12 protein-coding genes are annotated in these 13,178 nt (G+C 69.0%); 10 read left to right on the top strand and 2 right to left on the bottom strand.

What is annotated here, in order from left to right:
- Positions 1–8 precede the first annotated feature (8 nt).
- The 8 genes from ACVCL3_RS08675 to ACVCL3_RS08640 all read left to right on the top strand — a co-directional run bounded on the left by ACVCL3_RS08675 (position 9) and on the right by ACVCL3_RS08640 (position 10,045).
- Positions 9–1,646 carry a DUF6519 domain-containing protein gene (locus tag ACVCL3_RS08675; RefSeq protein ID WP_447101010.1) on the top strand — a complete coding sequence of 546 codons (1,638 nt, stop codon included), beginning with the start codon at positions 9–11 and terminating at the stop codon, positions 1,644–1,646.
- A 55-nt stretch (positions 1,647–1,701) separates the two neighbouring features.
- Positions 1,702–3,201, top strand: coding sequence for an esterase/lipase family protein (locus ACVCL3_RS08670; protein ID WP_447101009.1), 1,500 nt, complete (start codon positions 1,702–1,704; stop codon positions 3,199–3,201).
- A 60-nt stretch (positions 3,202–3,261) separates the two neighbouring features.
- Positions 3,262–4,245 (top strand): tRNA dihydrouridine(20/20a) synthase DusA, encoded by a 984-nt coding sequence (dusA, locus tag ACVCL3_RS08665; RefSeq protein WP_447101008.1) that lies wholly within the window; start codon positions 3,262–3,264, stop codon positions 4,243–4,245.
- Positions 4,246–4,326: 81 nt separating this feature from the next.
- The gene (locus ACVCL3_RS08660; protein ID WP_298851460.1) at positions 4,327–4,638 is read left to right on the top strand and encodes a PepSY domain-containing protein; all 312 of its coding nucleotides are present in this window, start codon (positions 4,327–4,329) and stop codon (positions 4,636–4,638) included.
- 1 nt (position 4,639) lies between these two features.
- Complete coding sequence (locus tag ACVCL3_RS08655) at positions 4,640–5,332, top strand: response regulator transcription factor (RefSeq protein ID WP_136259750.1); 693 nt, start codon at positions 4,640–4,642, stop codon at positions 5,330–5,332.
- Entirely contained in the window at positions 5,298–6,719 is a 1,422-nt protein-coding gene (locus ACVCL3_RS08650; protein ID WP_395121329.1) for an ATP-binding protein, read from the top strand. Before ACVCL3_RS08655 ends, ACVCL3_RS08650 begins: the two co-directional genes overlap by 35 nt.
- A 108-nt stretch (positions 6,720–6,827) precedes the next feature.
- Complete coding sequence (locus ACVCL3_RS08645) at positions 6,828–7,220, top strand: hypothetical protein (protein ID WP_447101007.1); 393 nt, start codon at positions 6,828–6,830, stop codon at positions 7,218–7,220.
- Between the two features lie 86 nt (positions 7,221–7,306).
- Positions 7,307–10,045 carry a zeta toxin family protein gene (locus ACVCL3_RS08640; protein ID WP_447101511.1) on the top strand — a complete coding sequence of 913 codons (2,739 nt, stop codon included), beginning with the start codon at positions 7,307–7,309 and terminating at the stop codon, positions 10,043–10,045.
- 79 nt (positions 10,046–10,124) lie between these two features.
- On the opposite strand, the gene ACVCL3_RS08635 is transcribed toward ACVCL3_RS08640, so the two are convergent.
- Both ACVCL3_RS08635 and ACVCL3_RS08630 read right to left on the bottom strand, forming a co-directional pair.
- Positions 10,125–10,910: a M90 family metallopeptidase gene (locus ACVCL3_RS08635; protein ID WP_447097352.1), complete on the bottom strand. Its 786-nt coding sequence runs from the start codon at positions 10,908–10,910 to the stop codon at positions 10,125–10,127.
- A gap of 12 nt (positions 10,911–10,922) precedes the next feature.
- Positions 10,923–11,240, bottom strand: coding sequence for a hypothetical protein (locus ACVCL3_RS08630; RefSeq protein ID WP_447097351.1), 318 nt, complete (start codon positions 11,238–11,240; stop codon positions 10,923–10,925).
- Between the two features lie 197 nt (positions 11,241–11,437).
- Between ACVCL3_RS08630 and ACVCL3_RS08625 the strand changes: the two genes are divergently transcribed.
- The gene (locus tag ACVCL3_RS08625) at positions 11,438–12,418 is read left to right on the top strand and encodes a biotin--[acetyl-CoA-carboxylase] ligase (protein WP_395116216.1); all 981 of its coding nucleotides are present in this window, start codon (positions 11,438–11,440) and stop codon (positions 12,416–12,418) included.
- The gene (locus tag ACVCL3_RS08620) at positions 12,415–13,176 is read left to right on the top strand and encodes a type III pantothenate kinase (protein WP_447101006.1); all 762 of its coding nucleotides are present in this window, start codon (positions 12,415–12,417) and stop codon (positions 13,174–13,176) included. The genes ACVCL3_RS08625 and ACVCL3_RS08620 overlap by 4 nt, the downstream gene beginning before the upstream one ends.
- Positions 13,177–13,178: the final 2 nt, after the last annotated feature.

Below are 13,178 nucleotides of genomic sequence, written 5' to 3'. Positions count from 1 at the left end.
GATCGACCATGAAAGGCGACTTCGCACGCGTCAGCTTCGACCCGACCCTGCATTACAGCCAGGTGTTCCAGCAGCAGGGACGCGTGCTGCTGGAGGCGGACTGGAACGAACAGGCGCACATCCAGCTGCACCTGCTGCGCAGCCTGGTGCGCGACCTGGTCGGCCCGTGCTGGGCGGCGGGTGGCGGCTTCGCCATCACCGACAGCACCACCAAGGCCGATGGCAGCAGCAAGCCGTTGCCGCTGACCGACTGGCAGCTGGCGCCGGGGCATTTCTACGTCGACGGCATCCTGTGCGTGAACGAGGCCGCGTGCACGCTGGCGCAGCAACCGAACGCGCCGACCCCCGACTATGGTGTGGCCGACGGGAAGAGCGGTTTCGAGAATCCGCCGGCGGGTTTTGCGCTGTGGCTGGACGTGTGGGAGCGGCACCTGTGCGCGGTGGAAGCGCCGCGCATCGCCGACGTGGCGCTGGACGGCGTCGACACCGCGTCGCGCGCGCAGGTGGTATGGCAGCTGCGCCTGCTCGACCAGCCGTGGGCGCAGCAGCAGCTCGACGACGTCACCGCGGCACTGAAGACGCGCCAGCAGGCCGCCGGCAGTTCTGCCGACGCCGCTGCGATCAAGCAGCAGCTCGTCGAGGTGGCGCAGTTGCGCAAGGGTCTCGACGGCGGCAACCAGACCAACGCCTCGCCCTGCGCGTTGCTGCGCCAGCTGCTCGGCGCGCGTGCGGCGTACGCGTTGCCGCGATTGCGCGCGGAGCTGGGTCCGCAGGAGTCCGATGACGATCCCTGCGTGATCGCCGCCGACGCGCGCTACCGCGGCTGCGAGAATCAGCTGTACCGGGTCGAGATTCACCAGGGCGGATTGGCCGGCGCGGCCAGCTTCAAGTGGTCGCGCGAGAACGGCTCGGTGGTGTTTCCGGTCATGCGCAGCGACCTCGGTGCGGCGGCCGATGACGGCAGTGCGCCGCTCACGGTGACGCTGGCCCGGCTCGGTCGCGATGCCCGGCTCGGGCTGGCGGCGAACGACTGGGTGGAGCTGGTCGACGACCGCTACACGCTGGGGCAGCGCGCGTACCCGCTGCTGCAGGTGATCGCGATCGACCTGGCAAGCTGCAGCGTCACCCTGAACGTGCCGAAGAACACCACGCCGTGGCCGCTGGACGACGACCCGCGCCGGCATCCGCTGCTGCGCCGCTGGGACCAGCGCGAGGCGGTGAATGCGCAAGGTGTGCTGGCCGTGGCCGAGGGCGCGCCGATCGCGCTGGAGGACGGCATCCAGGTCAGCTTCGAAGCGGGCGGGCTGTATGCCACCGGCGACTACTGGCTGATTCCCGCGCGGGTGGCCGGCAACGGCCAGCTCGACTGGCCGATGACGGGTACGGCGCCCGCCGCGCTGCCGCCGCGCGGATGGCATCACCACGCGGTGCTCGGCGTCAGCGGCGACAACGGCGGCTACGACGAATGCTGCTGCCGCTTCGACAGCCTGTGCGAGTTGCTGCGTGCCTCGACCAAGGCCACGCCCGGCACGACTACGCACACGTTGTTCGCCGCGCCCACGGCCGGTGCGGTCAAGTCCACGGTGGCGGGCGGTGCCAGGCGCAAGCGGACCCGCAAGCCGGTGAAACCCGCCGGCCCGGCCTGAGCATTGTCGCGCCGATGTCTTTTCCGCCCGAGAACATCAAAGAGGAAACGGCCCCATGGATCCGCTGACCGCCCCCTACTTCCCGATCATCTACGTCCGCGGCTACGCGATGACGGCGAACGAGATCGCCGACACCGTCGCCACGCCGTACATGGGCTTCAATCTCGGCTCCACCAAGGTACGCCAGGCTTGGGACGGCACCGTGCGGCGCCACGTGTTCGAATCGCCGCTGGTGCGGCTGATGAAGGACTACGGCTACCGCGACACCTACACCGATGGCAGCGAGATCGACGGCGAGCTGCCGGCGCGCAGCGTGGTGATCTACCGTTACTACGAAACGGCCGATACCGACCTTGGCGACGGCAAGGTGCTGTCGATCGTCGAGGCCGCCACCGGCCTGCGCGACCTGATCCGCAAGTTGCGCTACCAGGTTTGCGGCGCCGACGCGGCGCGGAAGAAGGCATTCCGCGTGTACCTGGTCGCCCATTCGATGGGTGGACTGGTATGCCGCAGCTTCCTGCAGAACGACAAGATCAGCACCGGCGCCGACCGTGCCATGGTCGACAAGGTGTTCACCTACGCCACGCCGCACAACGGCATCGAGATGGCCGGCTTCAACGTGCCGGCGGTGCTCGGCCTGTGGGACATGAACAACTTCAACCGCAAGACCATGGCCGGCTACCTCGGCCTGAAGGGCACGCCGGAGCGCGTGGACACGCTGGACGGCAAGTTCGATCCGCAGCAGTTTTTCTGCTTCGTCGGCACCAATCACCGCGACTACGAAGCCGCGCTCGGCGTGTCGCGCAAGCTGGCCGGCGAGATGAGCGACGGCCTGGTGAAGATCGAGAACGCCACCGTGAGCGGCGCGCCGCGCGCGTTCGCCTACCGCAGCCACAGCGGCGTGTACGGCGTGGTCAATTCCGAGGAGGGCTACCAGAACCTGGTGCGCTTCCTGTTCGGCGACATGCGCGTGGACGGCACGCTGGAGGCCGACGCGCTGCCGCTGCCGGCCTCGGTGCAGAAAGCCAAGGACGACGGCAAGCAGGTGCGCGCCTCGTACTATTTCGAGGCCACCGTGGCGCCGCGCGGCACCAACAGCTACCGCCTGACCGAGCGCCGCCGCGACACCTTCAGCGCGGTGCTGCGCAGCTTCGACGAACTGCTGCGCCCGGGCAACGCCGGGCTGGACGCACCGCGCTCGCCGGTGCTGTTCTCGGCCTTCCTCGACACCAGCAAGATCACCTCCGGCAAGACCGTCGTGTTCAGCGTGGAGCTGACCGTATCGACCACCGGCTACACCATCGACAACAAACTGTGGCTGGACAAGCACGTCGAAGGCGAATACCTGTTCCGCGACACGCTGGTGGTGCGTGCCACGCAGACCGACGAAGGCTGGAACCTGCGCTACCTGCTCGTCGACGAGCAGTCCAGCGAGAGCCTGGGCACCCTGGTCGAGCCGCAGGACGACGGGGGTTACCTCATTCCGCTGTCGTCGCAGAAAGGCTTCCAGGGACGCTTGCGCCTGGCGGTGTCGATGACGCGCGGAAAGGCATAGCCGCCGCCATGCGGCCCGGCTGCCGCCGGTGCGGGCGGCGGCAGCACGTACACTACGCGCATGAACGATTCCGCCGCCGCCTCGCCGTGGCACTTCAGCGTCGCGCCCATGATGGACTGGACCGACCGCCACTGCCGCTACTTCCACCGGCTGCTGTCGCCGCGTGCGCGGCTGTACACCGAGATGGTGACCAGCGCCGCGCTGGTGCGCGGCAAGCAGCTGCGCCTGCTCGAACACAGCCAGCAGGAACATCCGCTGGCGTTGCAGCTGGGCGGCAGCGAGCCGCAGGAACTGGCACAGGCGGCGCGCTTCGGCGCCGAGGCCGGCTACGACGAGATCAACCTCAACGTCGGTTGCCCCTCCGACCGGGTGCAGTCGGGCCGCTTCGGCGCCTGCCTGATGCGCGAACCGGCCCTGGTCGGCGAGTGCGTGAAGGCGATGCGCGATGCGGTCGAGGTGCCGGTGACGGTGAAGTGCCGCATCGGCGTGGACGACCAGGATGACTACGCAGGCCTGCAGCACTTCACCGAGACCATGCTTGAGGCGGGCGTGCGCGTGCTGGTGGTGCACGCGCGCAAGGCCTGGCTCAAGGGCCTGTCGCCGAAGGAGAACCGCGAGATCCCGCCGCTGGACTACGAGCGCGTGTACCGGCTCAAGCGCGAGTTTCCCGAGCTCGTGGTGGTGGTCAACGGGGGCATCACCACGGTCGAGCAGGTGCGTACCCACCTGGCCCGGCTGGATGGGGTGATGCTGGGCCGTGCGGCATACCACGATCCGTACCTGCTGGCGCAGATCGAGCACGCGCTGCACGGCGAGCCGCTGCCTACCCGGGAAAGCGTGCTGCAGCGCCTGCGGCCCTACATCGAGGCCGAGCTGGCGCGCGGCACCGCGTTCAAGCACATCAGCCGCCACCTGCTGGGCCTTTACCAGAGCGAGCCTGGCGCGCGCGCATTCCGCCGCGCGCTCAGCGAGGGCGCGCATCTGCCCGGGGCAGGCTGGGCATTGCTCCAGCAGGCCATGGCGCCGTGCGCGGCGGCAGCGTGACAGGCGCGCCCCGTCCGGCCAGTATTCAGGCCTGACCTCTTAGGCTGGGCGTTCGCTCAACGCCGGACAGGATATTCACGCATGATCAGGTACAAGAGCATGCTGCTGGCCGCCCTGATCCCGTTCGGGGGCGTGGCGGCGGCGCAGACGGGCAAGCCGGCGGTGACGCTGGATCAGGCGGTGCTCCAGGTGCAGCAGGAAACCGGCGGCAAGGTATTGTCGGCGGAGTCGCGCGGGGTCGGCCGCCGGATGGAGTACCGCATCAAGGTGCTCACCCCGAACGGCCATGTGAAGGTGATGGCGATTTCCTCCGAAGCGAGCAAGAATCCGGGGTCGGCCCAGTCGACCAAGAACCCGCCCGGGCGGAATGCGGGCAGCAAGGAGAAACATTGATATGCGCATCCTGTTGGTGGAAGACGAGGCGCCGTTGCGCGAGACGCTGGCGGCCCGGCTGAAACGCGACGGCTTTGCCGTCGATGCGGCGCAGGACGGCGAAGAGGGCATCTATCTCGGCCGCGAGGTGCCATTCGACCTGGCCATCATCGACCTTGGCCTGCCCAAGATGTCGGGCATGGACCTGGTCAAGGCGTTGCGCGAGGCGGGCCAGCGCTACCCGATCCTGATCCTCACCGCGCGCGGCAGCTGGCAGGACAAGGTCGAGGGACTGAAGTACGGCGCCGACGACTACCTGGTCAAGCCGTTCCACGTCGAGGAGCTGCTGGCGCGCATCAACGCGCTGGTGCGCCGGGCCAGCGGCTGGTCCAAGCCGATCCTGGCCTGCGGGGTGATCAAGCTCGACACCACCGCGCAGACGGTGACGGTGGAGGGCAAGCTGGTCGACCTCACCAGCTACGAGTACAAGGTGCTCGAATACCTGATGCTGCACGCGGGCGAACTGGTCTCCAAGGCCGACCTCACCGAGCATATCTACCAGCAGGATTTCGACCGCGACTCCAACGTGCTGGAAGTCTTCATCGGCCGCCTGCGCCGCAAGCTCGATCCGGAAGGCACCCTGAAACCCATCGAGACGGTACGTGGACGCGGATACCGCTTTGCCATCCCGCGCACCGACGGCGACGACGAATGAGCCATCGCCCGCGCGCCGCCCGCTGTCGCTGGCGGCGCGCGCGGCGATCGCCACCGGATTCGTGCTGGCCGGCTTCCTCGGCCTGGTCGGCCTGACCCTGTCGCAGGCGAACAAGGAGCGTGCGCTGAGCGCGCTGCACGACCGCCTGCAGAACTTCGCGATCGCCTACATCACCAACTTCGACGTCAACCGCTACGGCCGCATCCTGTCGCCGGACACCTCGCCGGATCCGAATTTCTCGCGCCCGGGTTCCGGCCTCTACGCGGTGGCGGTGGGCGACAAGGACTTCCGCTGGGAGTCACCCTCCGCGATCGGCCGTGACTTCAGTTTCCTGGTGCCGCTGGAGCCGGGCGCCAGCCGCTTCGTCGGCCCGATCGACACGCGCATGGGTCGCCTCTACTACTACAGCTACGGCGTGGCCTGGGACACCGAGGCGGGCAAGTCGGTGCGCTTCACCGTGATGGTGGCGCAGACCGAGGATCAGCTCGAGGGCGGCAACATGGCCTACCGGCGCGCGCTGGTGATCTGGCTGTCGATCCTGGGCGTGATGCTGATGGTGCTCCAGCTATTGCTGCTGCGCTGGAGCCTCACCCCGCTGCGCAAGGTGGCCAGCGACATGAGCCGGGTCGAGCGCGGCGACAGCGAGCAGCTGGACAGCCAGTACCCGCTGGAACTGACCGGCCTGACCGAGCGCATCAACGCCTTCATCACCAACGAGCGCGAGCAGCGCACGCGCTACCGGCACACGCTGGCGGATCTCGCGCACAGCCTGAAGACGCCGCTGGCGGTAATTCGCTCGCAACTGGAATCCACCACCGGCGAGGTGCTGGCCGGACGCAGCACGGCGGTGCTCGATCAGGTGCGCCGGATGGACGAACTGGTCGCCTATCAACTGGCCCGCGCGGCCACCTCTGGCCGGCAGACTTTCGCCAGCGCGGTGCCGATCGCGGGCGCGGCCGAGGATCTGGTGCAGGGTCTGGAGAAGGTCTACGCGGCCAAGAACGTGTTGTGCGAGTTCGACATCGGCGAGGGCGCGGCGTTCTACGGCGAGCAAGGCGACCTGCTCGAACTGCTCGGCAACCTGCTGGAGAATGCCTTCAAGTGGGCCTCCCACCGCGTGTTGCTGGAGGTCAAGGCGCAACCGGAGCACGGGCGCAAGCGGCCGGGCCTCTACATCAGCGTGGAAGATGACGGCCCCGGCATCGCCGAGGACAAGATCGAGAAAGTCCTGCAGCGCGGCGTGCGCGGCGACGAGCGCGTGCAGGGCCACGGCATCGGCCTGTCGATCGTGCAGGACATCGTGCACGCCTACCAGGGCGAACTGGTGGTCGACCGCTCGCCGGAACTCGGCGGCGCACGCTTCAGCGTGCGGCTGGCGGCGAGCTGAGCCGCCGCGCCGGGCTGCCGGAAAGCTGGAGAATCTGACAGACCCGTCCCGGAATTCGCGGTAGGCTCGACGAACCGCCCAAGGCCTGGCGCAGGATGCCGGCGATGCGTGGCGCTTCCGATCGACACGACCGACAAGGACATCACGATGCCGAAACTGCCCCCGCCCCCGGTTCCGCAGCGTCTGCGGGAAATGCTCAAGGACTATCCGGGGCACATCGATCGACTGCAGGAGGTGCTGAACTATGTAGTCGAAACGTCCTCAGCGGGCGTTGGGCCGTTTGATCGTGCGATTTGGGTGCTCGAAAGCAGACTGGGAACCTTCATCGACGAAGCCGGCACCGAACTGCACGCCGCTGAAGCCAGTGGCGATGCGGAGGCGATCGCGAGGGCGGAAGCCAAGGAAAGCCTGATGCTGAGCGCCCGGTCGAGCAATGACGGTTTGTGCGACCTCAACGAGTTGTATGCGTACTTTGAGGCAAACAAGGGGGCGTTCCAGTGACCTCGTCCGAAGATCGCCTCGATCCGGGAACGCATGCGCGTGTTTTCGAGGAGCGCGTGGTTCCAAAGAGCAAGCTGCTGGAGAAGATGTCCCACGATCAACCCGAAGCCGTCATCTTGGGCGGGCAACCCGGTGCCGGCAAAGGCGGTTTGGCTCGGACTGCCAGAAATGAATTGTTGGGTGATGTGATCAACATCGATCCCGACGAACTGCGCGACTACCACCCCCGCGTCCGGGAGTTCCGCTCCGCCCATCCCTACACCTGGTCAAGTCACACGCAAGCCGACGCCGGCCAGTGGGCCGACGAGTTGCGCGAGGCGGCAGTGGCAGGGCGCAAGCACTTCATCTTCGATACTACGCTGAGCAACGGGTCATGGTCGGCCGAGCTGATCCGCGACCTGCAGGCCCAAGGCTACGACGTCGAGGTGCGGGTGGTGGCATCGCCCAAGCTGGAGAGCGAACTGGGCGTCGACAAACGGTTTCTGGACCAGCTCAATATCGACGGCTACGGTCGCCACGTCCCCGAAGGTGCGCGCGACGCGATCTACGACAAGGTGCCGGCGAGCCTGGACACGATCCACGCGGAAACGACCGCGCCCATCCGCCTCTTCGATCGCGAAGGCCGCGAGCTTTACGACAACCGCACCGATGCCCGCTCGCCGGGACAGGCGTTGATCGAGGCGCGCGAAGCGCGTCTGCACGATCCGGCGATCACCCGCAGCCTCAAACGCAGTTGGCAGGATCAGCGGCTGTGGCACGAGACGTTGCCCGAAGCGATCACCGACCACCCGAAGGTGGCACCGGACACGGCCCGACGCCTGTTGATCGAGCGCGATGCCTCCAGGGTGGTCGAGGGCGTCCAGGGCAACCTCTCCCGGATCACCCATGTGGACTACACCACCCGGGTCCACCCGAACGTCGTCAAGGGATTGGGCTTCGCCAGCGCCGCCGCCGTCGTCTGGGACGCCACGACCACCGCGCGCCACACGGCCACCCTGCTGCAGCAGGACAACCCGACGGGCGCCGCCTCGGCGGTCGAGCATTTCGGCTCGCGCAACCTGGGCATGCTCGGCGGCGCACTGCTGGGGGCGCAAGTCCTGGGCGCGGCGGGGATCGAGTCCGGCCCGCTGGATCTGATCGTCGCCGGCGTGGGAGGCATCGGCGGGGCGGTTGCCGGCGACAAGCTGGTCGACTGGCACGACCAGCACAAAATCCACAACCAGACCGATGCACAAGGCCGCCGCTGGCACCACGACCCGCAGCATCCGGAACATGGCTGGACGCGCGAGGTGCCCACCGGCGAGATCGGTTATGCGGCCAACCATCCGGTGGTCGGCTACGGCGTCATGCCCACGCCGGGCTGGCGCAGTGTCCGGGCCGATCCCGCGCTGGCTGCGCAACTCACGTTTCAAGCCAACAACACCGCGGTGGAACTGGCCCTGGCACACCCGGCCCCACCGCGCGATCCGTACACCCAGCCGGCCAGTGCGCAAGACACATCCAGCCGGCTTCCCGCGCCATGGCAGCGCGATGCCGCCTCGGGAGCGTGGTCGCGCACGGTCACCGACGCCGTACTGGAGCACGGCCTCAAGAGCACGCACGTGGAAACCGCCACGCCGTCACGCACCACCGCCCTGGATGCCGCCGCGCATGCCACCCTCGCCGACAATCTGGCGCACTCCCGCCGCGGCATCGCCGCGCGCTATCAGGCGATCTACGCGCAACGCGGCTGGCAACAGCTCGGCCCCCTGCCCGATGCGGTAACCGACGCACTGCATGCGCCCACGAACATCTTGGACGCCTCCGACGGCCATGCTTACACCCGCGACGCGCGGGGCCACTGGAGCACGCCGGGCCGGCTGTGGGGTCGGAACGCGGCCGAGGGCAACCTGCGCGCGGAGCTCGATGCCACCGCGCAGCTGATCTCCACGACGTTCGCCATGCACGCGGCAACCCACGCCACGCAACAAACGCCGGCGCACGCCGCCGTTCCACCCATCCCGCCGCACCTGCACGACTTCCGCCATCCCGGCCACCCTCTGCACGCGAGCTACGGCACCCTGCTGCAGCACGTGCACGCGATGGAAGAGCGAGTGCGGATGGCGCACGGCGAGCACAGCGAGCGGGCGGCAGCCGCGCTGCTGGACCGGCACAGCGCCGACCACCTGGGTCCGGCGGCGCGGGTCGAGCTGCACGGCGAAGGCAAGGCCATGGCGATGCATCTGGTCACCAACGAGCGCGCGCCCGGGAACACCTACCTTACCGTCGAGCGCCGCACCCCGGTCAGCGTGTTCGACGCGGTGGCCCGGTCAGTCGACGACGCCAGCCGCGACTGGTCGCGGCGCGAACTGCCGCATCTGTACCAGTCCCCAGTGCGAGTGGCCGAGACGCCGTCGCGCGATCCGTCGTTGCTCGAACCTTGCGACCTGCGCCGCCCGGACCACCCGCGCCATGCCGCATTCGTCAACATGCGCGAACACGTCGGTGCGGCCTATGCCCAGTACGGCATCGCGCGCAGCGCCGATCAGCTCGATCGCGCCACCGCGGCCGTCATGCTCGATCGGCCGGTACACGCTCGCCAGCCGGACCAGGTGCAGCTGTTGCCCGGTCCGCAGACCGGCCGCATCGGGCCGGACAGCGGCGTGCTGACCCGCGACTCCTCATCGTTCCTGCCCTGCACCACGACCACCCACGCCGCGGCCATGCAACAGCCACCGGAGGCGATGTTCCGGCAGCTCGACCAGCTGACCATGCTGCAGAGGCAACAGGCGCAGGTGCAACAGGCGCAGATGCCGATGCAGCCGGCGCAGGCGATGGGGTGGTAGGAACACTCGCTCGCGTGGATTGCAGCAGCGCGGTGCGGCTGTCATCCGGACAGCTGTGCAGCCATGCATGCCACTTCCCTCAGCGACGGCACCCGCCAGCGAGTTCCTCGCCGTCGGCGGGCGAGGGGCCGTAGAACGCGTGCAGCAGTTCGGCCACCGCCGGCTCGGTTTCGCGCAATACGGCTGGCTGCGAGTAGTGCAGCTCGCTGACCACGGCGAAATACTCGCCGGCGCTTTCGGTCGCGTAGTGGTCGATCGGCGCGTGGCCGGGGCCGGCGGCCAGCAGGCGGTCGTAGGCGCGCTGGAACTCCCCGATCCAGCGCCGCCGCGGAATCTCGCGCAATGGCGGCACGCCGTCGGGCGGGCCGTCGAGCATGTCCAGCTTGTGGGCCATCTCGTGCACGACCACGTTGTAGCCGTCCCACGGCTGCTCCAGGTCCAGTTGCACGTCGGCCAGGGACAGCACCAGCGGGCCATGCTCCCAGGCCTCGCCGATCAGCACCTCGTCGCTCTCGGTGACCACGCCGGTGTGGTCGTCATGGTGGCTGCGGCGCACCTTGAACTCGCCCGGGTAGATCAGCACGTCGCGCCAGCCGCGCAGGCTGGTCGCACCCTGCTGCAGCGCCGGCAGGCAGGCCTGCATGGCAATCAGCAATCGCCAGTAGTCGTCCAGTACCGCGCCGGCCAGCGCGTGAAAACGCTTGCGCGCCAGGAAGATGCCGGCGAGCTGGCGCAGTTGCAGTTGTCGCGCGGGGTCCAGCCGGCGCGCCAGCGGACAGGCCGCCAAGGCTCGCCGCCACAGCGGGTCGGCGATCGGTGCAGGTTCAAAGTGTGCCCGCAGGGATGTCCACCAACGGCGCGGCATGCCGCCGAACGCTTACTGGATCGACCCAGGCAGCAGCGATTGCCAACCCAGATGTGGCCGGGGCGCAGGGGCCGGTGCCGGCGAAGCCGCGCCGGAACGGTCGTTGCTGCTGCGCACGGCGCCGCTGGTGCTGCTGCTGCCGGGGCTGCTGTTCTCGCGGTTCATGCCCAGCACGTCGCCGGCGATGCCGTCTTCGCTATCGTGCGATGACGCGTTGCTTGCGGTTGGGCTGCCGCTGTCCACGCCCCGGCTATCGAGGCTGGCCGCTGCTGTCGCGCCGGCGAAGGCGAGGCACAGGATGCAAGCGATGATCCGGTGGGTGGCGCGCATGGCAGTGAAACTCCCCAGGCCGCAAGCGAAGAATCCGATCGTCGCAGAAACCGGGCGCTGCTGCCAGTGCAAGCGGCGGGCGCGCGTGCCGCAGTGCAGCGTGCGGCAGGCTAGAATGATTCGATGGTTCTTTTCTCCACCGTTCCCCTGCCTCGCGCTGCCCCCACGGCGCGCGCTGCCGCGCGCCGGGTTCGCTGATGCAGCCGCTGCAATTGCTGGCCTTGCTGGCTCCCGGCGCACCGCTTTCCGGCGCGGCGCTGGCCGAGCGCAGCGGGGTGACCCGGGCGGCGATCTGGAAGCAGGTCGAGGCACTGCGTGCGCGGGGCGTGCCGGTGCAGACCCGCGGCCGGGCCGGCTATTGCCTGCCGTGGCCACTGCAGATGCTCGACGCGCAGCGCATCCGCGCCGCCTTGCCGGCCGATGTCGCACGCACGCTGGGTACGCTGGAAGTGCACGACGAGCTCGACTCGACCTCCAGCGAACTGCAGCGGCGGCTTGCCGATGCAGCCGACCTTTGCGTGGTGCTGGCCGAATCGCAGAGTGCCGGGCGCGGCCGGCGCGGTCGCGACTGGCTGTCGCCGCCGGGGTTGAACATCTATCTCTCCTGCCTGAAACGATTCGGTGCGGGCTTCGCGGCGCTGGGCGGCCTGTCGCTGGCGATCGGCGTGATCGTGCTGCGCGCGCTGGATGAACTGGGCGTTGCCGGTGCGGGGCTGAAATGGCCGAACGATGTCTTGGCCAGCGACGGCAGCGGCAAGCTGGCGGGCATCCTGGTCGAGCTCAGCGGCGAATTCCAGGGGCCGTGTTCGGCGATCATCGGCATCGGACTCAACCTGCGCCTGACCCCGGCCCTGCAAGGCCAGGCCGGCCAGCCGGCCACCGACCTGGCCAGCCTGTGCGCGGGCGCGCCGCCGGATCGCAACCGCGTGGCCGCGGCGCTGATCGCTGCGTTGGCGCAAGGCCTGGCCGAGTTCGAGCGCGAAGGCTTCCACGCCTTCGCCGCCGACTATGCGCGCCACGACCTGCTGCGCGGCCGGCCGCTGCAACTCAGCGGAGCGCTCGGCACGTTCGACGCACTCGGCGCAGGCATCGACGCGCGCGGCGCCTTGCGGGTGCAACTGCCTGACGGAAGCGAGCGGCGCATCGACAGCGCCGACGTCACGGTGCGCCGCGCATGAGACTGCTGCTGGATCTGGGCAATTCGCGCCTGAAATGGGCGCTGCAGGGACCGTCGCCCGCATGGCTGGCGCAGGGCGTGCTGGAGTGGCGCGAGGATCTGGCCACGCTGCCGGATGCGGCGTGGGCGGGTTTTCCGCGATCGACCCAGGTGGTCGGCGCGTCGGTGGTCGACGACGCGCGCGAGCAGCGCGTTGCCGCCGTCCTGCGGCAGGCATTCGACAGCGCGCCCGAATGGCTGCGCACCCCGGCCAGCGCCTGTGGCGTACGCAATGCCTATGCCGAGCCACAACGGCTGGGCGTGGATCGCTTCCTCGCCATGGTTGCCGCGCATGCCACCCATCGCGAGCCGTGCGTGCTCGCCAGCGCCGGCACCGCGCTGGTGCTCGATGCGCTGGCCGCCGATGGCCGGCACCTGGGCGGGCTGATCGCGCCGGGCGTGCAGCTGATGCAGCGCTCGCTGCTCGACGCGACTGCGCTGGTGCGCCCGCAGCGACCCGGCGACATCCTGCAGCTGGCCGACAACACCGCCGATGCGGTGACCTCCGGCTGCTGGCAGGCCGCCGCCGCACTGATCGAGCGCTTCCATGCGCAGATGCGTCCGCGCCTGGGCGGCGAACCGGCGCTGATCCTCGACGGCGGCGATGCGCCGCGACTGGCGCCGTTGCTGTCGCTGCCCGTGCAAGTCGGCCAGGACAGCGTGTTGCGTGGCCTGGCATTGTGGGCGGATGCGCACATGCCGACGCCGGCCAGCCACTAGAA

The organism is Rhodanobacter sp. UC4437_H4 (assembly GCF_052978425.1).
Note: the sequence above shows the minus strand (reverse complement) of the source record. Positions and strands in the feature narration are given on the sequence as shown.

Excerpts from the sequence above, each read along its gene's own strand:
- ACVCL3_RS08675 (WP_447101010.1), top strand. The coding sequence starts at position 9 with ATGAAAGGCGACTTCGCACGCGTCAGCTTCGACCCGACCCTGCATTAC.
- ACVCL3_RS08670 (WP_447101009.1), top strand. The coding sequence starts at position 1,702 with ATGGATCCGCTGACCGCCCCCTACTTCCCGATCATCTACGTCCGCGGC.
- dusA (WP_447101008.1), top strand. The coding sequence starts at position 3,262 with ATGAACGATTCCGCCGCCGCCTCGCCGTGGCACTTCAGCGTCGCGCCC.
- ACVCL3_RS08660 (WP_298851460.1), top strand. The coding sequence starts at position 4,327 with ATGATCAGGTACAAGAGCATGCTGCTGGCCGCCCTGATCCCGTTCGGG.
- ACVCL3_RS08655 (WP_136259750.1), top strand. The coding sequence starts at position 4,640 with ATGCGCATCCTGTTGGTGGAAGACGAGGCGCCGTTGCGCGAGACGCTG.
- ACVCL3_RS08640 (WP_447101511.1), top strand. The coding sequence starts at position 7,307 with ATGTCCCACGATCAACCCGAAGCCGTCATCTTGGGCGGGCAACCCGGT.
- ACVCL3_RS08635 (WP_447097352.1), bottom strand. The coding sequence starts at position 10,910 with ATGCCGCGCCGTTGGTGGACATCCCTGCGGGCACACTTTGAACCTGCA.
- ACVCL3_RS08630 (WP_447097351.1), bottom strand. The coding sequence starts at position 11,240 with ATGCGCGCCACCCACCGGATCATCGCTTGCATCCTGTGCCTCGCCTTC.
- ACVCL3_RS08625 (WP_395116216.1), top strand. The coding sequence starts at position 11,438 with ATGCAGCCGCTGCAATTGCTGGCCTTGCTGGCTCCCGGCGCACCGCTT.
- ACVCL3_RS08620 (WP_447101006.1), top strand. The coding sequence starts at position 12,415 with ATGAGACTGCTGCTGGATCTGGGCAATTCGCGCCTGAAATGGGCGCTG.